Genomic DNA, 20,615 nt, shown 5'->3' with positions numbered 1-20,615 from the left:
ATCCCCTGCTTTATATATTTAAGACCTTCATGCCGCTGCCGACCGAGCCCGCTGACTTTATAGCGTCAAACGTGAATTCCTTTGCCTTTATAAAGGCCTCTATTATTCCGTAATCAAGCGCAAGACATGCCGCGATCGCCGCTGAAAAAACACACCCGGTGCCGTGATATTTCCCTTCAAGTTTTTTATTTTCAAGAGACATAAATTCTGCCCCGTCAAAAAGCAGGTCCATTGCCTTTCCCTTCATGTGCCCGCCCGTAATTATCACCGACTGAACGCCGTAATCTTTCAGTTTTATGGCGGCATCCTTCATATCATTTTTGTCCTGAATGTCAATGCCGGTGAGGGCGGAGGCTTCGTTTATATTCGGGGTGATGACCTTGGCCGCGGGCAGCAGATAATCCTTCATTGCCTTCAGGGCCTCTTCTTTTATAAGCGGCACCCCGGTGGATGAGATAATTATCGGATCGACAACGAGGTTATCAAGGGAGTATTCCTTTATTTTTTCAGCGATGATCTTCATGTTTTGCGCAGTGTAGATCATGCCTGTCTTGAGTGCGTCGGGCCTTACATCGTCAAGGAGCGTATCGAGCTGCGCCGTGAAAAAATCCTCAGGCAGTTCGTGTACGCTGTTGACGCCTCTCGTATTTTGCGCGGTGAGCACGGAGGGAACGCTCAGCCCGTAAACACCCATCGCCTTGAAGGTCCGCAAATCCACCTGAAATCCGGCCCCGCCGCTCGGGTCGGAACCGGCTATAGTAAGCGCGATTTTCATAGGATTGATCTTCATGAAAAGACTATATCAAGTTGTTTATAATATTGCAATGGAAATGCACGAAGAACTCCTTGATGTTGTAAATGATCGCGGTGAGGTAATTAAAACCCTTCCACGCTCCGTAATACACGGCAATCCGGCGTTGATGCATCGTGTTGTTCATGTGCTTGTGTTTAATGAGAAGGGGGAACTATTGCTCCAGAAGCGTTCGATGAACAAGGACGTGGCACCGGGGAAATGGGACACGTCAGTCGGAGGGCATGTTGACGCAGGAGAAACAATCCTTGCAGCAGTGCGCCGTGAGATGGAGGAAGAGCTTGGTGTTTCAACCTGCGGACCGGAATTCCTTTACACCTACATCCACTCAAACCCTTATGAGACTGAAATTGTATACACGCATTCATGCATTCATGCGGGAGAAATAAAATTTCATCAAGGCGAAATTGACGAGGTGCGTTTCTGGGGCATTGATGAAATCAGGGAAAATATCGGCAAAGGCATCTTCAGCGATAATTTTGAACACGAGATCGAGACATATATGAAATTTAAGGATTCGAAATCGTAAGGGCGGTTCGCGAACCGACCTACCACAATTTTTTCTTCAATCCCCTGATCTTCTCTTTGGCCCTGTCTTTAAATTTAACGGCCCTTTCCTGTATCTGAAAAAATATTCTCTTTGCAAAAACAGCGGGTGAATATGATGGCTTTTGCGCCGCAAGATACAGCATGACCTTGCCGTCTTTGCCTCCCAGCACGATATCGTCAAGTCCGTCGTTATTCCAGTCCGTAACATAAAGCCGCGAGCGCGGGTCGCCGTCTGGATCAGGATACCGGAGGAAATCGCCGTTTCTGAGAAAAAGTTTTTCAGCCCTTTTAAATACAGGCGCGCTGTTCGTGCCGGCGTTTTTTAAATAATAAACATAGCCTTCCAGATCACCCACGAGGAGGTCTTTTAAGCCGTCTTTGTTCCAGTCAGCCACTCTCGGTGCAGCCCTGCCGCTGACAGCAAAATCTCTGCCGCCCACCTGCAGGAGATATGATGAATCAAAGACAGGTTCAGCGTCAGTGCCTTTGTTGATATAAATTTTAATTTTCCCGTCTATGCTGCCGATGATCAGGTCTTTCTTACCGTCACCGTTCCAGTCGTCTGCAACAGGGGCCGCCCTGTTGCCGGCATTAAGATTACCTCTGTCTGCCTGTATATATTTGCCGCCCGATAGTACCGGATCTGAATTACTGTTTACGTTTAGAAATATCTGGACATTTCCGTTTGTATCGCCTACCAGTAAATCATGTCTTCCGTCATTGTCCCAGTCCACGACTGCCGGATACGAACCAAGTCAGCCAAAGGCAGAGGTATTTAAAGGCGAGCACTCTTTATCACAGGTCTGCAGGTAAATAAAACCATCGAAAGAAGGTGCGGGGTCAGCGCCTGTGTTTTTATAAAAACTAATGTATCCATGCCTGACCTTGCCTTCGTCTGTGTAGCTATTGCCGATCAGGAGATCTTTCTTTCCGTCACTGTCCCAGTCAAATACAACCGGGACCGACCAATGATTGGCCTTCAGATCGGATGCGCCGTCCTGAATATGTACACCGGGTAAAAGCGTTGTTTGATAATCCGCGTAGTAATGTACGTGAAGGACCGTTAAAATTATAAAAGCGATCAGTAATAACGGCCACAATTTCCTGAGCATATGTAAGTTTAATTTGCCTGATTACAACAAGTCAAACCTTTGCGCAGAATATTTTACAGACTGTCATGCTGAACCTTGTGCTGAACTTGATTCAGTATTGTTTCAGCATCTATATCCACAAAAAAATACTGAGACCCTGAAATAAATTCAGGGTGACAAGACCGGCTTTTACACTATCATTGCCAATAACGGCTTGAAATAAGATACTCCGCCAGAGCGGCAAGCATGATCAATACGCACACCTTTATGGTCTTTTTGTAAATGCCGTTCATTGCGGCCTTGAAATATTCCCTTGTCAAAACAAGACAGAGATGGACCGGGGATAAAAGCACTCCGACATATCCTGAGGCAAACGCAAAGGAAATAGCGCCTATGTGATGCGCATTCTCAAGTCCGAGGATGATCGGAAATGTGCTGCCGACAAAACCTACGGTAAGCCCGGTGAGGAGCCCGTAAATGAACGGCAGGAAAAACAGCGCGGGCAATACTGGAATACCCTCTTCCACGAAAAATTTGCTTATGTTTGCAACCGCCCCGGAATAATTGAGCACCGCCTTGAAGGTCATCGCTCCAAGTATGATCAACACGATCTCCCATGAAAAACCCTCCCTTAAACTCTGAAAAATATTTTTCACAGGATACTTGAACACAACAAACATGCCGATGATCACCGCGCTGAGGCAGATCGATAAATTCAGATGAAAGACTATTACCATGATCAAAATGATAGCTAAGGGAAGAAAGCTCCTCAGCCCGGCGCCGGATATTTTTTTGAAACCCTCTCTCTGCATTCCGATGCCTCTCAATCCCCAGACAGTCCCTCCGATCACAAGGCAGACGGCATACGGCAGATTGGCAAGCATTAACTCTCTCAGAGAATACGAAGTAATGGCGGACGCGAGGATCACGCCTGGGTAAAGAGGCAGTATAAATTCCCAGGGATGCCTGAACACATAATTTACGAATGCCTTTTTCTCCTGGGAAATGTTGATGCTTTTTGACGCCTCGTCCACCATGGGCGCGGAAAAGAGCGCACCTCCCATTGATGGCAAAAGCCCGATAAGCGCGGGCATTGACGCCATCAGTATCCGCCTGTCCATTACAACCCCCCTGAATGAATCCATCATCTGCTGCATAATCCCGTTCTTCCTCATGACGTTCTCAAAAATTCTTATGAGGAGAAGCGCCGCGATCAGGCTGATGGTTGTTTTGTCCGTTGACCCGGAATAAAAAGCCTTCAGGAAATCGAGCGGCGCGAGCAGATAGAAGAAGGCGAGTATAACGGATGAGAGGACCATTACCAATCCGAGGTTCCACCGCCTTTTCAGGAGAAGCACCATGATAGCAAGCACTGACAGGATTTTAAGGATGTCGATCATCCGTTAATTATACAACAGGAGTGAAGGAATGCTATGACGCTGTATAAAGCAGTTATTGGAATTAAACAGAAGGAGTAATGAGGTCAGTTTTTTATATTTGCAGTGGGAGATACACAGTTTTTCCCTGCCGACTTTGCCTTGTAAAGCTCGTCATCGGCCTGTTTGATCACGCTCTCCCATGAAATGTATTTAACATTCTCTGCGATATTGCAGGCAACTCCGACGCTGACAGTTAATATTTTTAGAGCACAGCCGTGATGCGGTATCCCGAGCGACTCAACCTGCGCCCTGAGGTTCTCCGCAACTGTCAAAGAGGATGTCAGGTTCTGCTCGGGCAGGATAATAATAAATTCTTCACCGCCCCATCTGAATATCTCGTCCGTCCTTCTGAGTGAGGCCTTCATGGCATTGGCTATTGAGATAAGGGCATAGTCGCCCTTCTGATGGCCGTGTGTATCATTATAAGATTTAAAATTATCAACGTCGCAAATAATAATGCTGTAGGGATGATTGTATCTGACCGACAGCAGGTGAACATTCTCCATCCTTTTCTGGAAGCTCCTGCGGTTTCCTATTTCCGTTAACGGGTCGGTGTCGATAAGGATCTTCAGCCTCTCATTTAATTTCTGCAATTCCTGGTGCTTGCTCTCAAGGAGCATCATCATGTTATTAAAGCTTTCGCCGATCATGCTGATCCTGTCTTTGAATGCATTTTGAAAAATATCACATTTCCTGCAATCACCGTATTTGTTGGCGAAATACCCCTGCACCTTGCCCCCGCAGAAAGTGCCGGACACCTGCCAGCATCTTAAGTTGTCGGATTTAAAGCTGGGACATTTGACCTGTCCGCAATTTTTGACCTCCCAGCATTTTAATAGGTTGTCGCACTGAAGCCTGACATGAAAACTTCCGTTCTCAATAACTTCATCTATCGCAACCTTTATCCTTTTCTGTGCCTCCTCAAGCTCCGCGTTATGCAAGTCCATTTCTTCATGCTGCCTGTTAATTATAGTGTTGGCTTTCTTAATTATCATCTGCAGGAAAAGGTAAAGTAACCCCATTGAAATAATAAGCAGTAAAGGCACCTTGTAAAACTGCTCCCTCATCAAACTGAAAAGGGGGCTCACATCTTTATAAAGTTCAAACGCCCCGATAATTTCTTCCTGCGAAGAAATATTTAAGTCCCTGTAGATGGGGACATAAATTTCAAGCACGTCTATGTTGAATTTCTTGCCCCTGTTTGATGAATCTTCCCTGAACGGCGTCTCGCGTTTTGTCAGTTTCGAAGCTGTCCGGCCGGATAAGGCCTTTTTCATTGTATCGCTATTGCTTATAAGCCCGATGTCTTCGTGCTCGGTTGAATAAACAACTTTCCCTTCAAGGTTAAACATCTTGATCTTCTTAACATCAACATAATCTTTCAAAAATATTTCCGCGATATTGTCAAGCTCCAGGTGCACCGGCGAGTCTTTATCTATCCGCAGGTTATTGCCTTTTGCTAAATCCGTATGAATAAATTTTTCATGTATCCGGGTATTCAATTGTTGTGCAAAAGTCACGGCTGAGGATATTGAATATTCAACCAGTGAGTCCCGCTGGTTCCAGTAAACGAGGGCGCTCAAGACTATTGTTAAAAGTATAATGATCCCGAAACTGAAGATGGAAAAGTATCTTCGCAGGTTAAATCTGCCCTTTGTCTCATCAACGCTGAACTTTGATTTTAAATATATTGTCATCACTATCGTTATTCGTCTCTTTTTATTAAAACCTTTAATTAAATTATAAAACCAGCACAAATTTATAGCAAATTTTTGACAAAGCCCCTGTTTAAATGGTAGTATTTTTACTCTTTTGGAGCAATATCCCCGAAAGGCATTTTGGTCTTTAGCTTGTTTGATACAACATACAGAACGCTCCTGATGATTTGAAGGTAAATTTCACATGAAAATCGCAATTACAGGAAAAGGCGGAGTTGGAAAGACCACTGTCTCCGCCCTGTTAAGTCATTTATATTCAACGGAAGGGAAAAAAGTGATTGCGGTGGACGCGGACCCCGACGCGAACTTTGCATCAGCCCTCGGCATCTCAAGGAATGAAATAGAAAAGATAAGGCCCATTGCCGAGATAGCGGAGTTAATCGAGGAAAGGACCGGCGCAAAGCCCGGGACCAGCGGGGGCATATTCAAGATCAACCCGAGGGTGGATGACATCCCCGAAGGCTTCGGCTTTAAAATCAACAATATCACCCTGCTCGTGATGGGTAAATCAAAGTTCGCGGCATCAGGCTGTTATTGCCCTGAACACGCGCTGTTGAGAAGGCTCTTAAAACACCTTATCGTAGAAAGAGATGAGGTTGTCATCGTTGACATGGAGGCGGGCATAGAGCACTTCACAAGAGGTACAGCCGAGGGAGTCAACGCGTTCATTGTTGTTGTTGAGCCGGGACAGAGGAGCATCCAGACGGCGGTTGCTGTGAAAAGTCTCGCAAAAGGCCTCGGTGTAAAAAAGGTATTTATCGTCGCCAACAAGGTCAGGAAAGAAGAGGATGTCCTTTTCATTAAAAACAACCTGAGTGATATGGACTTTATAGGCCAGATAAGCTTTAACGAAAGTATCATGGAACTGGATATTAACGGCCTGCCGTCTTATAAGGCATCTCAAAAGACCCTTGACGAGGCAAAAGCTATCAAGGACAACCTGGAAAAAGCAATTTGAAGAAGGCCCTCAGAGAAAGACTTTTAAAAAAAAGAAACCGTATCGGGCTTCAGGAAAAGAAGGTAAAAGAGGCGGCCATAAGGAAAAGACTTTATGCGTCGGCTGACTTCAAGAAGGCAAAGAGCATGTTGTTTTACGCTTCATTCAGAAGCGAGGTAGACACAATGACGTGTATAGCGCATACATTGAAATTAAAAAAGAATGTGGTCTTGCCGAGGGTTGAAAACAAAAAGGAAATGTTAAGGCTTTTTGCGATAAATAATATTTCCGAAATTGAACCGGGCTACATGGGGATTCCAGAGCCGGTGATTAGAACGGCAAGTGAAAGAAAATTGAACGATATTGATATCGTGATCGTTCCAGGCGCGGGTTTCGATAAAAACGGAAACCGTCTCGGATACGGCGCAGGATATTATGACAAGCTGTTTTCAGGGATTAGGGACCAGGGATCAGGGGTCAGAAAAGAAAAACTAATCCCAAACCCCCAACCCCCAAAACCCGTTCTCATTGCGCTTGCCTTTGAAGAGCAGATCGCTTCTGAGATACCAAGTGAAAAGCATGATGTAAAGATGGACAGGATAATAACAGAGAAAAGAACAATTGTTTGCAGAAAAAAGGAGATTAACCACAGAGACACGGAGGCACAGAGAAAGAAATCCACAGATTTCGCAGATGACACAGATTAAGAAAAAGCTTCCTAATAAATCTGTGAAAATCTGGGTAATCTGTGGACGAATATTATTCTCTGTGTCTCAGTGCCTCCGTGGTTTAATTAGATATGGACAGAAAGAAAATTGAAAAAGGCGTAAGGCTGATTCTCGAAGGCATCGGCGAAGATGCTGAAAGGGCGGGACTGAAGGACACGCCCTCTCGTATTGCAAAACTGTACGAGGAGATATTCGCGGGATTAGAAACCCCGGCAGAGGAATTATTAAAACCCATCGAGGGCGAAAGCCACGATGAGATGGTGCTGCTGAAGGACATTCCTTTTTACTCAGTGTGTGAGCACCACCTTCTGCCTTTCATAGGCAAGGCGCATGTCGCGTATATCCCCTCAGGCGGTAAGATCGTCGGCCTGAGCGAACTTGCAAAAGCAGTCGAGATGTTCGCAAAGAGGCCGCAGGTCCAGGAGCGCCTGACCACACAGCTTGCTGACATGATAATGGATAAATTAAAACCCAAAGGCGCAATGGTCATCATAGACGCCGAACATTTATGCCTCTCTATGAGGGGGATTAAAAAGCCGAATGCCCGCACAATAACATCAGCAGTCAGAGGAATATTCCGGACGAAAGAATCGACCAGGATGGAATTGCTGGAACTAATAAAAAGAAGGGATTAGGGATTGGGGGTTAGGGATTAGTAAAAACTAACCCCCAACCCCTGACCCCCAATCCCTAAATACAAGGAGGAATTTTATGTCTGCAAAAATAATCAGCGGCACGGAGATCGCCGCACAGATTCGTGAAGAGCTTAAAAAAGAAGTTACAGAGTTGAAGGAAAAACACGGCATCGTGCCAGGACTGGTTACAATACTGGTGGGCAAAAACCCGGCATCGGTCAGCTATGTTACGGCTAAACAAAAGACCGCGCATGAGATTGGATTCAATTCAATTCAGGATGATCAGCAGGACAATATTTCAGAAGCTGATCTGCTGAATCTCATTGATAAATACAATAAGGACCCGAAGATACACGGCATCCTTGTTCAGCTTCCGATCCCAAAGCACATTGATGAAAAGAAGGTGCTCAACGCCATAGACCCTGACAAGGACGTAGACGGTTTTCATCCGGTAAATGTCGGCCGCCTTATGATAGGCGGCAGCGAAGTAAAGTTCCTTCCATGCACCCCTGCCGGAATTCAGGAGCTGATCGTGCGCTCCGGTTTTGATACCAACGGAGCAGAGGTCGTGGTCGTAGGACGCTCGAATATCGTAGGCAAACCCATCGCAAACATCATGCTGCAGAAAGGCAAAGGCGCAAATTCCACAGTCACTGTCGTTCACACAGGGACAAAGAATCTTGAGGCCCATTGCAAACGTGCTGACATCCTTATCGTTGCTGCTGGTGTTCCCGGCCTTGTAAAACCTGAATGGATCAAACCGGGCTCCTGTGTAATTGATGTAGGAGTAAACCGCGTCGGCGAAAAGAAGAGTGAGAAGACCGGCAAGATGGTCCCCATACTCAAGGGAGACGTAGACTTCGATGCGGCAAAAGAAATTGCCGGGGCCATTACTCCAGTGCCCGGCGGCGTCGGGCCGATGACCATCACCATGCTTATGAAAAACACCGTCAAATCGGCTAAAATACATGCGGGAGTGAAATAACGCGTTAAGCATTAAGCACTAAGCTGTTAGCAGTTTGGTCTTAATTACTAATCGCTAACAGCTAACCGCTAATTGCTTTACGAAGTAAGGAGAACAAAATGATCGCTACTAAGAAAAGAGAATTCAAAGACCTGATGGAAAACATAAAGGACTACAAAAGTTTCTTCCTTGTAGGATGTTCTGAATGTGCGTCTCTGTGCGGCACCGGCGGAGAGCCTGAGCTTGCGGAACTGAAAGAGACGCTGGAGAAGGAAGGCAAGACCGTGACAGGGACTTTCAGGGCCAAGACCGGCTGCCAGGTGCTCGGCACAAAGGTCGAACTTAAACCCTTTAAAGAGCAGCTTGATAAAACGGACGTCGTCATAGTGATGTCCTGCGGCGCGGGCACACAGGCGGCTGTCGAAATATTTCCCGACAAGCCGGTGTACCAATCCAATGACACCATGTTCCTGGCGAATATGACCCGCTATCAGATGTTCGACGAAAGGTGTTCATTATGCGGCGAATGCATACTCGATGAGACAGGAGGCATATGCCCAGTGACAGCGTGTCCGAAAGGCCTTCTTAACGGGCCGTGCGGCGGGACCAACGACGGCAACTGTGAAGTCAGCCCGGATATAAAGTGCTGCTGGGTCCGGATTTATGAGAGGCTGAATAAGATCAACCGCCTCGATGATATGAAAAAAACCAGAGAGGCAAAAGACTGGTCCAAGAGCCAGAAGCCCCGCGCATTAGTCGCCAGAACAAAGGAGGAAAAGAAAAAGTGAGCTTCAGAGATATACTTAACTCAGGCAAATTTGCAGTCACTGCGGAAATAGGCCCACCCAAGGGCACCGACATAAAAGAGATGCTCCACCACATGGAAATTTTGCGCGGCAAGATAGACGCTGCGAATATCACGGACAACCAGTCTGCTGTCATGAGGATATCCTCCATTGCGGTATGTAAATTAGCGCTGGAGAATGGGCTTGAGCCGATCCTCCAGATGACCTGCCGCGACAGAAACAGGATAGGGCTTCAGGCAGACCTGCTTGGGGCTTACGTGCTGGGAATTAGAAACGTTCTCTGCATGACCGGAGACCATGTGTCGGCTGGAGACCACAAGCAGGCAAAGCCTGTTTATGATGTGGAGTCCGTCCAGCTTTTGAAGATCGTTGACGGGATGAATAACGGAAAGGACATGGCAGGCAATGATTTAAAAGGAGCGACCGATTATTTCCAGGGCGCAGTTGTGACTCCTGAATCAAACCCCATAGAGCCTCAGCTCATGAAGTTTGAAAAGAAGGTGAAGGCAGGTGCAAAATTCTTCCAGACACAGGCGATCTATGACATTGAAAAATTCAAGACCTTCATGGCACACGCAAGGCAGTCCAATGTAAAGATCATGGCCGGAATCGTTGTGCTGAAGAGCGCGGGAATGGCGAACTTCATGAACAATTTTGTGCCGGGAATTAAGGTGCCCCAAAACTTAATTGATGAACTTAAGGCAGCCGGAAAAGAAAAGGCTCTTGACACCGGATTGAACATCGCGGCCCGTCATATCAAACAGTTGAAAGATGAAAAGATCTGCGACGGCGTACATATCATGGCAATAGGCATGGAAGATAAAGTGCCGACAATTATGGAGAGGGCCGGACTGCTGTAAGATACGAATAAAATATCTGTACTAAAAAGAGGGTCAAGAAATTCTTGACCCTCTTTTGTTTTTTAGCGCGCTGCTGCTCAAAGCAGGCATCTTCAATCAAGTTCGTCTTAAGATTCTTCGCAGGCTCTTACAACACGATTTCGTCCTCCCTGCTTTGCTTCATAGAGGGCCTTATCAGCTAAGGATATGAGTTCATTCTGTGTCCTGTCCTTATCAGGGACAATACTTGAAACACCCATACTGACTGTTACATTCTTACCGGCCTTAGAATCTTCATGCTCAAAATTCAGATTTTCGATCTTCTCTCGCAGAGACTCTGCAAATAAGTATGCCCCCTCCGCGTTAGTGTCGGGAAGGATGATCGTAAATTCTTCACCGCCGTACCGCGCTACAAAATTTCCTGCTCTCCTTAATGAGTCCCTTATCGTATGCGCTATCTTTTGCAGGCAGGCATCACCAGCCAGATGACCGTAGACGTCATTGTAATTCTTGAAGTAATCAACATCAATAATAATGAGAGACAAGGATATTGCGCTTCGCATGGCGCGCCGCCATTCTAAATCAAGGGTATTATCAAAATGACGGCGATTGGCAACACCGGTCAATCCATCCATGAAAGCAATAAGTTTCAATTGCTCTTCAGCCTTCTTGCGTTCAGTAATATCTTCAATAGCAAGTAAGATCATCTCTGTATGGTTCGTTTCTTTATATATCTTCCGGGCGTTCAACAACATTGTTTTCCGTCCGATGGCTTTAAAATCGTGTTCCACTTCAAAACCCTCAAAGGCGTTGTTCATCGGCAGGATATTCTCAAGCAGGTCCCTTAATCCGGGAATGTCCCACTGGCGGTTTCCCAGGTCATAGATCAGCCGCTTCTCAGTCTCCTCAGGGTCCACTTGAAAGGTCCGGTAGAAGGAACGGTTGGCAGTAATTATTCTTAGCTCATTATCGAGCACCAGCAAAGGCTCCCGGACCGTAGCTATGATCGCATCACTGAATTCAAGGGCCTCCTGAAGACGTTTCGCCTCTCTACTGTTTTTATTCCTTTCCATGTTATAAAGTTTATCATTTTAGTGATTCAAGTTTCGCCTGCCGGGATATTTCATCCTGATCTTCTCAACAACATGTTCCCTGACCATTCCGCCGGGTATCATTTCAACTGTCCAAAACCTCTCTGACTTTTATTATAAGATCATACGGGATGAATGGCTTGGGAATAAAATCAACGCCCTCTTTGAGAACACCCCGCATTATTAAAATGTCGTCGCTGTACCCGCTCATAAAAAGGCATTTTATGTCCGGCTTTATCAGCCTTGCCTTTTCGCATACTTCATTGCCATGCATCTTCGGCATGATCATATCAGTGACAATAAGCATTATGTCGTCACTGTTCTTCGAGAAGACTCTTAAGGCGTCTTCGCCATTGATCACATCCAGTACCTTGTAACCATAGTTCTCAAGATATATTTTTGAGATTTCACCGAGAGACAGATCATCTTCTGCTAAAAGAATTGTCTCATTCCCGGAGGGGACAGGGACCAATTCCGCCTTTTCTGGAATTTCCTCTTTTGTCGGCATTAGGGGCAAATATATTTTAAAGACCGCACCCTCTCCGGGCCTGCTGTAAACATTGATGAAACCCTTGTGCTGCTTGATGATGCCGTAGACCATTGCGAGGCCAAGCCCTGTTCCTTTGCCGACCTCTTTTGTGGTAAAGAACGGCTCAAAGATATGCTCTGCTGTCTTTTCATCTATTCCGACCCCGTTGTCGGCAACTGAAAGGACGGCATAATTGCCTGCTTCTCCGTAACCATTAGCCCGTATAAAGCTGCTGTCTATTTGCACCTGCTCCGTACTTATGGTCAACATTCCTCCATGCGGCATTGCATCCCGTGCGTTCGTTGCAAGATTCAGCAAAACCTGTTCTATCTGGCCTATGTCAACATTCGCGATCAGTTCCTCAGCAGCCATATGTATCTTGAATTCAATATCCTCGCCGATGAGCCTGTCCAATATCTTCTGTATGTTATAAACGATCTTGTTAATATCTGCCGGCTTCATCTCAACCACCTGCTTTCTGCTGTAGGCAAGAAGACTGTGTGTCAGATTGGCCGCTCTATCGGATGAGGCGAGTATCTGTTTAACATATTCACGCAATGGGTCATCCGCTGCGATCTTGTTATTCAGAAGGCTCCCATAGCCGATTATTGCGGTCAGGATATTGTTGAAATCGTGTGCAATTCCTCCGACAAGATGGCCTATGGCCTCCATCTTCTGGGACTGGAGCAGTTGCGCTGACAGTTTCTTGCGTTCAGTAATGTCACGCACGTTACATTGAATGAACCTCGCCCTGTCGACCAGATGTATATCAACATTAATAAGCTGTCCCTGTTTGGTTTCCGCAAACACATCCTCGTAATTGATAAATCCGTCCTCAATCAATTCCCGGATAGTCTCCCTGAAATTTTCCGTGTCTTTCAGCAGGCCGACATCTTTAAGCTGTTTTCCAATAAACTCCTCGCGAAAATAATCCAGCATCGCCACGATGGCGGGGTTAGCGTTAACTATCTTCCCGTTTTGTTTATCGATCAGCAACAGGCCGTCCTTTGCGGTCTCGAACATCCGCCTGAAGCGTTCCTCATAATCCTTCAATTCATTTTCCATCCGCCTGCGTTCAGTAATGTCTTCAATAGCGAGGAGGATCATCTGGGGGCCTTTTTCAAGGTGAATGACACGGCGGGCATTGAGAAGCATTATTTTGTGCCCGACGCCTGAAAAAATATGTTCAACTTCATAGTCATCGAACTTGTTGTTTTCGGGAAGGATCTCCTCAAGCAACTTCCGAAGGCCGGGAATGTCCCACTGCCGGTTCCCGAGGTCATAGATCAGATTACCTATAGTTTCCTCAGGTGTTACCCTGAAAAATTTATAGAAACTGCGGTTTGCTGAAAGTACCCTCAGGTCTGCATCCAGAACAATAAGAGGTTCGCGAACTGTCTCTACAATATCTTCATACATCTTAGCGCCTCCTCGACAAACTCCGTCAGAATCCCAGGGACACTCCCAGGCCATAGGACTCAACCTTGTTAATGTAAAACTGGCCGCGCGGATCATACCCCTTGTACCACTGTGCCATGAGACGCAGACGACGGCGCCATGGGTTAGGCTGACCGAACTCAAGGCCGGCCTTGACGCTGGTATCTATGGCCCACTTATGCTCATCGAAGCTCTTCATGTCTACCCCGCCAACCGGCCTGCCGTTCCATACAAGCGGCCTGCTGCCGTAATACTCGATCCCCCAGTGGGCGCTTATCGGCTTTAGATCAGCCGGTTCTTTTTGCAGCAGATACTCACCGCCGCCGTACACTCGCCATCCGCGCCATTCGCGTGAATAGATGAGATCAATGGCTTCATAGCTGAGGTTGACCCGTTCCGGCGGATTAACACCCTGGAGGAACTCATCGCCCAGGTGTGAGCTTTGGTGGTAAATGCGCAAGCGGAGTGAATTGTCCCCGCGCCGGTAGGTGGCGGGAATGCCGATGATGTAATCTGCGTTGATGAGGTCGTAGGAAGGAGCGTCCAGGTTGAACTGGGCGAACAGACCGCCTTCTATGTTGAGCTGCAGGCCGTCCCCCTCGCGGCTGCCGAAGAACCTGTACACGCCGAACGCTTCTCCGAAGCCGACTGATGCCATGGTATATCGCACACCCGGTGATTTGAAGCTGTTGACGCTGACAAAGAACTGCAGTTGCTTCGGGTCTGCAAGGAGCGGCTGGAACAGGTTGCCTATTGGAAAAGCTTCCCCTTCGCCGGTTATCCCCAGAAGCCTGCTTACCACTCCAGGCTTGCCGGGGTCTGAAGGCTTCACTATAATCTTCATCGAATGCAGCCCGTCAATAGTGCGCAGATGCGTGTCAGCCTCCTCCCGTCGCACCGGGTCATCTTTAAACAGGGTGATCGTAGCAGCCCCCCGGACAACCTTCAGACGATAGCTGTCTCTCTCCCATTGCAGGTCCCGCTCAAGTATGGAGGTAATATAACCGGTCAGAAATTCATCACCGGCCCTGTCCGCGCCTATCGCCGGGGGGGCCGGGAAAATGAGCATGAGCAAGAGAAAGGCGGCGCAGAGGAAGCCGGTAACATTAAAGTAAATAGTGCTGCGCATCAGCATTGTTACTTCATCCTCGGATCAGCCCTTCTTGCTCCCCATGACCAGCAGCACTATGCCGCCCACGAGCGCAATACCACCCACGATCGGCGGCAGAGGGAGCGTTTTTGTCTTCTCAGCAGTCACCTGGAGAGGACCGAGATCAACGACTTTCTCTCTGGTCGTGTAGTTGATGCCTTGATACGCAAAGGCCACGATCCCTACAACAATGAGTATGATGCCTATCAGTGTATTTGTTTTCATTTTGCTCCTTCTTTCAATTCGTCAACCCGGCTGAATAAGAACCTTCCTTTATCCCAATGGTTTTCGCCCCTGAATGATGTTGAACAGTACCACGATAATGGCAATTACCAGCAGTATGTGAATGAACCCTCCCATCGTGTAACTGCTTACCAGCCCCAGCAGCCACAGAATTATCAGTATCACTGCAATCGTCCACAACATAAGGTCCTCCTTTCTCCTGTTGTTTATTGCTCAGGTTCTTCGGGCTCCTGTTTTTTTTCAGGCGCTCCAGATTTCCCTTTCTTATCCGGCTTGACCTGCTTCCTTTCGCCTCGTGGCGCAGTACCGCTTTCAGTTACTGCAGGTCTATTATCAGATGGTTTGATCTGTCTTTCGCCTCTCGGTGCGGGAGCGCCTTCAGGCACTACGGGTTTCCTCTTCTCTTCGGGCTGAATCTGCTGTATCGAGGGTTTCCCCTTGCCCCGAGTTCTCGGTGTGGTGACCTTAGTCAACGGCAGTGTCTCTGGCTTGCCCCCGGGGTTCAGGACAGATTTTTCCGGTTCTTTAATAAGCCTGCGTGACTGTTTTAATTCTCTTACATGAACGTTCCGGACACGCTGCGGCGGAAGTTTTACCTGCGGAATCGACTTGTCCGATGTAAAATAACTCGCCCTCGTGGGTTTGATATCATGCGCGCCCGCCCTGAAATTCTTTTTTGTAAAGATATCTTTCCGGACCTCTGTCTCATGGACATTGACAATTTTCGGCGAGCCCGTAGCAAAGGTCTTGCGGTCCACTATTGTCGCCCCGTTATTGATGTACACATTCTTATATACATTCGTGATGTTGACCTGGTTGATATTTACATTGGTAATGTTAACGCTGTGCCGGCCATAGTAGCCGCGGCCGTAATAGATTTCTCCCGGAGCAAGCGGGACCCATGCCACATAATCATTAGTCCTGACCCAGCCGACATATCCCGGGCTCCAGTAAACCTCCCTCGCAACAGGAGGCACCCAGAACCAGCCTATGTTTACTACAAAGCTCCATCTGCCGTAATGGTAGGGCGCCCATCCCCAGGGCTCGTAACCCACCCAGACGTAATCATCGCCTCTCCATATCCATCTGCCGTTTCTGTAAGGTGACCAGCTCACCCCGATAACAATCGTCGGCGTCCAGACATAACCGTACTCAGGGACTTGCACCCATCTGCCGCTATTGTCAAAATCATAAGAATACGGCCTGAGTTCGGCCGGAAGATAACGCGAACTCACGCCTCCTCCCGCATAAATTCTGTCGTCCCTCGTCTCGTTCCATCTTTCCCACTCATCAGGCTGGCCTAACGGCGCAACCTCTCCGTTTGTGTTCTGTCCGAGAGACACCATACTGCCCGCATTTATCCGTGTTGTTCCGACCTGGTTCTCTGTTTCAACGTATCCCTTGTAGACCGACACATCCGTGTACCGGTCCGACATGTCAATTCTGAAAGTCGCCCTGTTGAAAGCGCGTGTCGACGCATCGGGGGTATCAACTTGTATGACACTCCCCCTCGGCGCATCATAAAAAATGTACGCATATCCCTGCGAAAGATAAAACTGGGAGGAGTGCTTATCAATTGCAAGTATCTGGAGTGCCGTATTCTCGTCGAGTCTTATATATGTACCGCTGTTTAGCTGGAGTTCAGCCCGCCCGCCCTGGGGGACCCAAACCTGATCACCCTCTGCAAGAGGCGTGTTTATAGAAGCGTAACCCCAGTCTCCTGCTTCGGGCGTTTTTATCTGTACATCACCTTCAATGAAACTTGCGCGCATATAACCATAATGGGAAGAAAAGGCATACGCCGGCACTAATAGCAGCACAACCGAAAGCATCACTGTCTTTAATATCTTCATATCTTCCTTTTTCATGTTAATCAGCATGCTTTCACATGCCATAATTCAAAGGTTCGGATTCCCTTCTTCACCATCAAACGTCATTACGAAAGGTTCTCATTTGAACTTCGAGGCCGCGCCATGGAAGGCGGCCTTGACTTCAGCCCAGGCATTTTCCGCGCCTGTCTTGAGGTCTTCCCATGCTTCATCGCCGGCGGTCTTCAATTCGTGCAGTTTTGTACTGGCCTCATCTTGCTTGCGCTGCAAGGCTTCGATGGTTTTGTAGTATTCAATCTTGACCTCGGCCTTGCCCTTGTCCGCTCTGGCCTTGAGCAGGGCGATCTGCGCGCTCCATTGCTTCAACTGCGCATCGAACTTTTCTTCGTATGCTTTTCGTTTTTCCATCATGGCAGCCTCCTCGTAGCTGAAACGTTTTGCTCCTTTTTTCTGTTACCGGTCTAATCGGATTGATGACTTTCCTTTATCCCAAAGGTGTTCGCCCCTGAATGATGTTTACGAGCACCATGATTATGGCAATTACCAGAAGGATGTGAATAAACCCTCCCATCGTGTAACTGCTCACCAGTCCCAGCAGCCACAGAATTATCAGTATCACAGCGATCGTCCACAGCATATTATCCTCCTTCCGGTTAGACTGTGTTATACCTCTTGCAAGGATAACAACTGATTTCACTGACTCTACTTTTTCTCTTCCACTTTCAAGTTGCTCTGAACGGATTTCACGCCCTTGATTTGCCTGATCTTTGCTACGATCCTATCCTCGGCCGCTTTGCTGTTCACAAAACCTGTAAGCATAACATCGCCATTTGTAGTTGTCACATCGATCTTCCAATAATGAGCGTCCGGTTCATTGACTATTGCCCCATTAACTTGCGTAGTAATCGTCGCATCATCGATGTTTTCGCCTGCTGTTTTACCCGTCATATAGGCGCAGCCCGAAAACAGGGCCAATCCAAAACCCATTAAAACTGTTAACAGAATTAATTTTTTCATTTCACTCCTCCTTTTTTATATGTGCAATCATAGGATTACAACGTTAATAAATGCAACCCGGTGGAATATTATTTCCCGGATTGAGAAAATCTTCAGGCCCTTCACCTCCCGCCATGCATTTCTCCAACATGCATCCCTGAGATGGGGCCTAAGACACCGAACACATTCAACAGCCATAGAATCACGACAATAACAACTACAGCATTCAGGATTTTCTTTATGGTGGCCTGCATGGGTATATAGTTGTTAATCAGCCATAGAATCACCCCGACAACAACCAAAGTAATCACTAATTGAACCAGCGGCATACTTCACCTCCTTTTTAAATATCGCTCTCTCATCTCTGTCCGTATGTATTGAGTACGTTTTCTATGACATCCATTCCCGACGTGTGTGAAACAGTGTTAAACCGCAATTCAGGCTGCCTGCTCAATAGATCCATGAGCGCCATCAGCCGGCGATGATTGTCCGTACGGATGTGTCTCTCAAGATCATTCTGTGTCTTCCATTCCTCCATCAGGACAAAGGTATTTCTGTCTTCTACATCTTCATAGAGGCGATAACTCAGGCAGCCTCTTTCGACCCGCGCGGGTTCGAGCATGCCCCGCATTGTTTCCAAAAGATCGCTCCGCCTTTCAGGCCGGACATTCATTCTTAATGTCGCAAGTATCATCATATCCCCATACTTCTAAGATTCAGCCGTCATCTCCCGGTCCCGTCCTCCACTTAATCCCGTTCTCCGTGCCCATTATGTCTTCCGCTGTCGTGGTCACCACGCCCTCCACGATCGTGGCCACCGGAATCTCCACGGCTTTGGCCACCGGGAAATTCGTCACCCGGTACAACCCATCCGTGACCTGGTATAAAACAGCCGTAACACGTGATAAGCAGGACAATGATTAAAATTAATCTGAGAGTTCTATTCATATTTTCTCCTTTAAATGCTAATAATCTTTTTGATGCATCTGTTTCATCAAAGGGTGACATGCTTTGGTGTTTGCTGTTGTATGCAAGAGCAGAATCTATGCCAAGACCGTTGTTGACAGGACAAGAGTCTCTATGATGTTGAAAATAATAATGTTTCAGAGAAGATTGCGATGAGGGAATAATATTGTGAATAAATGCAGGCTGCTGATATATCAGGAACCTGCTGACATGTCAGGAAATTTTCTTGCTTCTTTTGATGCCCAGTCTTTGCATCCTTGATTCGAGTGTCTTTGGATTGAGGCCTAAAACCTCTGCTGCGCCGTTCTTGCCGCTTACCCGCCAGCCTGTCGTGTTCAGGGCCTCGATAATATGCCGTTTCTCTACCTCTTCGAGGGTCATGGCCCGGACTGTCTTTGACTCCGCGATCTTCGGCACATCCACATGCAGCGTAGTTCCGGTGGTTATGATCATGGCACGCTCAACAACGTTTCTCAGTTCCCTAACATTGCCCGGCCAGGGATAGTCTTGCAGGGCCTCAACGCTCTTCTGTGGTATTGATTCGATCCGTTTGCCCATCCTCTTGCTGAAGTCCTGCACAAAAGACCATACGAGCGGCAGTATGTCCTCCTTGCGCTCGCGAAGAGGCGGCACGAAAATCTGAAAAACGTTCAGGCGGTAGAAAAGGTCTTCCCGGAACCAGCCCTCAGAGACAGCCCTGCCAAGATCGCGGTTCGTCGCAGAAATAATTCTGGCATCGACCTTAACTGTCTGGGGGCTGCCGAGACGCTCAAACTCTCCGCTCTCCAGGACCCGAAGCAGCTTGGCCTGGACTTCCAGCGGCAGAGAGTCGATCTCATCCAGAAAAATAGTCGATCTGTCCGCAAGCTCAAAACGGCCGGCCTGCTTGGACAGCGCGCCGGTAAAGGCGCCCTTTTCGCGGCCGAACAGTTCACTTTCGATGAGTGTAGGGGGCAGGGCGGCACAGTTGACTTTGACCATGAGCCGTCCCTTGCGGGAACTCAGGTTATGGATCGAATGAGCGATCAATTCCTTCCCGGTGCCCGTCTCCCCATAGACTAAAACCGTTGAGTTTGTCCCAGCAACCTGTTCTATCTGGTGCAAAGCGGCCCTGATCGCTTCACTGTTGCCTACTATGTCCTTGTGTGTGTGTATCAGACCGATTTCTTCCTGAAGGTAGAGGTTCTCCTCCTGTAATTCCTCTTTTAAGCGCCTGATTTCCATAAACGCATCACGGAGCGACTCCTCTGCCTGCCTGTGCTCCTCTATTTGCTGCAGGAGCTGCTCGTTTACCCCGGTCAACTCTTCAGTCCGCTCTTTCACTCGATATTCCAGTTCGGCATGCGCCTTTTGCAGCCCTTCCTCTGCCCGTTTACGCAATGTGATGTCCCGGATGTTGCACTGGATAATCTTATTGTTGTCAACCAGATAGACATTGCTTACAAATTCAACGTCAATGAGACGGCTGTCTTTTGTTTGAAGCGGCAGATGTTCGTACCGCACATAACCCTTCGCCTGCAATTCTGAAAAGCGAAGTCTGGATGCCGCAATGTCGCTGAACAGACCGATTTCCCAGAGTTTCTTTCCCATAAAATCATTATACGAGTACCCAAGCATATAAAGTAAGAACGGATTAACGTCGAGTATCTGTCCCGTACCTGCATCAAGAAGCAATATACCATCCTGGGCAGATTCAAAAAGCCTCCGGTAACGGGTTTCTGATACCCTCAGCGCCTCATCTGCCTTCCTGCGTCCGGTCCCTCTTGGTCCCATGTCCTCAACACGCATGGGCAGTCCTTCCAATTCATTCGTGAATTTCTCTTTTGTTCTTTCTTTATATTCCATATGTGGTTATTT

General features: G+C 47.5%; 25 protein-coding genes. 8 read left to right on the top strand and 17 right to left on the bottom strand.

Translation table 11 applies throughout. The features are described from left to right. Window positions 1-10: 10 nt before the first annotated feature. On the bottom strand, window positions 11-790 hold the full coding sequence (gene thiD, locus HZB61_14790) for a bifunctional hydroxymethylpyrimidine kinase/phosphomethylpyrimidine kinase (GenBank protein ID MBI5057877.1): 780 nt from the start codon (window positions 788-790) through the stop codon (window positions 11-13). Window positions 791-830: 40 nt separating this feature from the next. Between thiD and HZB61_14785 the strand changes: the two genes are divergently transcribed. Continuing rightward, window positions 831-1,340: an NUDIX domain-containing protein gene (locus tag HZB61_14785; protein MBI5057876.1), complete on the top strand. Its 510-nt coding sequence runs from the start codon at window positions 831-833 to the stop codon at window positions 1,338-1,340. A gap of 19 nt (window positions 1,341-1,359) precedes the next feature. On the opposite strand, the gene HZB61_14780 is transcribed toward HZB61_14785, so the two are convergent. From HZB61_14780 to HZB61_14765, 4 genes are all read right to left on the bottom strand, one after another. After that, the gene (locus tag HZB61_14780) at window positions 1,360-2,094 is read right to left on the bottom strand and encodes a VCBS repeat-containing protein (protein MBI5057875.1); all 735 of its coding nucleotides are present in this window, start codon (window positions 2,092-2,094) and stop codon (window positions 1,360-1,362) included. A 21-nt stretch (window positions 2,095-2,115) separates the two neighbouring features. Beyond that, window positions 2,116-2,472, bottom strand: coding sequence for a hypothetical protein (locus tag HZB61_14775; GenBank protein MBI5057874.1), 357 nt, complete (start codon window positions 2,470-2,472; stop codon window positions 2,116-2,118). Between the two features lie 176 nt (window positions 2,473-2,648). Then, window positions 2,649-3,851 (bottom strand): DUF401 family protein, encoded by a 1,203-nt coding sequence (locus HZB61_14770; protein ID MBI5057873.1) that lies wholly within the window; start codon window positions 3,849-3,851, stop codon window positions 2,649-2,651. A gap of 83 nt (window positions 3,852-3,934) precedes the next feature. Then, window positions 3,935-5,587 (bottom strand): GGDEF domain-containing protein, encoded by a 1,653-nt coding sequence (locus tag HZB61_14765; GenBank protein ID MBI5057872.1) that lies wholly within the window; start codon window positions 5,585-5,587, stop codon window positions 3,935-3,937. Window positions 5,588-5,792: 205 nt separating this feature from the next. On the opposite strand from HZB61_14765, the gene HZB61_14760 reads away from it, so the two are divergent. The 6 genes from HZB61_14760 to HZB61_14735 all read left to right on the top strand — a co-directional run bounded on the left by HZB61_14760 (window position 5,793) and on the right by HZB61_14735 (window position 10,538). Continuing rightward, complete coding sequence (locus HZB61_14760) at window positions 5,793-6,566, top strand: AAA family ATPase (protein MBI5057871.1); 774 nt, start codon at window positions 5,793-5,795, stop codon at window positions 6,564-6,566. After that, complete coding sequence (locus tag HZB61_14755) at window positions 6,563-7,252, top strand: 5-formyltetrahydrofolate cyclo-ligase (protein ID MBI5057870.1); 690 nt, start codon at window positions 6,563-6,565, stop codon at window positions 7,250-7,252. The genes HZB61_14760 and HZB61_14755 overlap by 4 nt, the downstream gene beginning before the upstream one ends. Window positions 7,253-7,344: 92 nt before the next feature. Further along, a complete protein-coding gene (folE, locus tag HZB61_14750) occupies window positions 7,345-7,908 on the top strand; it encodes a GTP cyclohydrolase I FolE (protein ID MBI5057869.1) in 564 nt (187 codons plus the stop codon). A gap of 76 nt (window positions 7,909-7,984) precedes the next feature. Next, window positions 7,985-8,893, top strand: coding sequence for a bifunctional methylenetetrahydrofolate dehydrogenase/methenyltetrahydrofolate cyclohydrolase FolD (folD, locus tag HZB61_14745; GenBank protein MBI5057868.1), 909 nt, complete (start codon window positions 7,985-7,987; stop codon window positions 8,891-8,893). A gap of 98 nt (window positions 8,894-8,991) precedes the next feature. Further along, window positions 8,992-9,660 carry a methylenetetrahydrofolate reductase C-terminal domain-containing protein gene (locus HZB61_14740; GenBank protein MBI5057867.1) on the top strand — a complete coding sequence of 223 codons (669 nt, stop codon included), beginning with the start codon at window positions 8,992-8,994 and terminating at the stop codon, window positions 9,658-9,660. Continuing rightward, window positions 9,657-10,538 carry a methylenetetrahydrofolate reductase gene (locus HZB61_14735; protein MBI5057866.1) on the top strand — a complete coding sequence of 294 codons (882 nt, stop codon included), beginning with the start codon at window positions 9,657-9,659 and terminating at the stop codon, window positions 10,536-10,538. Before HZB61_14740 ends, HZB61_14735 begins: the two co-directional genes overlap by 4 nt. 107 nt (window positions 10,539-10,645) lie before the next feature. Here the strand turns inward: HZB61_14735 and HZB61_14730 are convergent, their stop codons facing one another. From HZB61_14730 to HZB61_14680, 11 genes are all read right to left on the bottom strand, one after another. Continuing rightward, entirely contained in the window at window positions 10,646-11,590 is a 945-nt protein-coding gene (locus tag HZB61_14730) for a sensor domain-containing diguanylate cyclase (protein MBI5057865.1), read from the bottom strand. A gap of 103 nt (window positions 11,591-11,693) precedes the next feature. Then, complete coding sequence (locus HZB61_14725) at window positions 11,694-13,556, bottom strand: PAS domain S-box protein (GenBank protein ID MBI5057864.1); 1,863 nt, start codon at window positions 13,554-13,556, stop codon at window positions 11,694-11,696. Between the two features lie 25 nt (window positions 13,557-13,581). Further along, a complete protein-coding gene (locus tag HZB61_14720; protein ID MBI5057863.1) occupies window positions 13,582-14,709 on the bottom strand; it encodes a DUF1207 domain-containing protein in 1,128 nt (375 codons plus the stop codon). Between the two features lie 18 nt (window positions 14,710-14,727). Then, a complete protein-coding gene (locus HZB61_14715; GenBank protein MBI5057862.1) occupies window positions 14,728-14,949 on the bottom strand; it encodes a DUF3185 domain-containing protein in 222 nt (73 codons plus the stop codon). Window positions 14,950-14,997: 48 nt separating this feature from the next. Continuing rightward, window positions 14,998-15,150 carry a lmo0937 family membrane protein gene (locus HZB61_14710; protein MBI5057861.1) on the bottom strand — a complete coding sequence of 51 codons (153 nt, stop codon included), beginning with the start codon at window positions 15,148-15,150 and terminating at the stop codon, window positions 14,998-15,000. 23 nt (window positions 15,151-15,173) lie between these two features. Further along, the gene (locus HZB61_14705; GenBank protein ID MBI5057860.1) at window positions 15,174-16,835 is read right to left on the bottom strand and encodes a FecR domain-containing protein; all 1,662 of its coding nucleotides are present in this window, start codon (window positions 16,833-16,835) and stop codon (window positions 15,174-15,176) included. Window positions 16,836-16,916: 81 nt separating this feature from the next. After that, the gene (locus HZB61_14700; GenBank protein ID MBI5057859.1) at window positions 16,917-17,204 is read right to left on the bottom strand and encodes a coiled coil domain-containing protein; all 288 of its coding nucleotides are present in this window, start codon (window positions 17,202-17,204) and stop codon (window positions 16,917-16,919) included. A 76-nt stretch (window positions 17,205-17,280) separates the two neighbouring features. Continuing rightward, entirely contained in the window at window positions 17,281-17,433 is a 153-nt protein-coding gene (locus HZB61_14695; protein ID MBI5057858.1) for a lmo0937 family membrane protein, read from the bottom strand. A 65-nt stretch (window positions 17,434-17,498) separates the two neighbouring features. Then, window positions 17,499-17,813, bottom strand: coding sequence for a BON domain-containing protein (locus HZB61_14690; GenBank protein MBI5057857.1), 315 nt, complete (start codon window positions 17,811-17,813; stop codon window positions 17,499-17,501). 101 nt (window positions 17,814-17,914) lie between these two features. Then, window positions 17,915-18,121 (bottom strand): hypothetical protein, encoded by a 207-nt coding sequence (locus HZB61_14685; GenBank protein MBI5057856.1) that lies wholly within the window; start codon window positions 18,119-18,121, stop codon window positions 17,915-17,917. 29 nt (window positions 18,122-18,150) lie between these two features. Continuing rightward, complete coding sequence (locus tag HZB61_14680) at window positions 18,151-18,489, bottom strand: antibiotic biosynthesis monooxygenase (GenBank protein ID MBI5057855.1); 339 nt, start codon at window positions 18,487-18,489, stop codon at window positions 18,151-18,153. A 65-nt stretch (window positions 18,490-18,554) separates the two neighbouring features. Here HZB61_14680 and HZB61_14675 point away from each other — a divergent pair, with 65 nt between their 5' ends. Beyond that, window positions 18,555-18,716 (top strand): hypothetical protein, encoded by a 162-nt coding sequence (locus HZB61_14675; GenBank protein MBI5057854.1) that lies wholly within the window; start codon window positions 18,555-18,557, stop codon window positions 18,714-18,716. Window positions 18,717-18,971: 255 nt separating this feature from the next. Here the strand turns inward: HZB61_14675 and HZB61_14670 are convergent, their stop codons facing one another. Further along, a complete protein-coding gene (locus HZB61_14670; GenBank protein ID MBI5057853.1) occupies window positions 18,972-20,603 on the bottom strand; it encodes a sigma 54-interacting transcriptional regulator in 1,632 nt (543 codons plus the stop codon). Window positions 20,604-20,615 lie beyond the last annotated feature (12 nt).

It is taken from the genome of Nitrospirota bacterium (assembly GCA_016214845.1).
GTDB lineage: Bacteria > Nitrospirota > Thermodesulfovibrionia > UBA6902 > UBA6902 > SURF-23.
The sequence above is the reverse complement of the archived record's forward strand: the minus strand, read 5'-3'. Positions and strand labels throughout refer to the sequence as shown.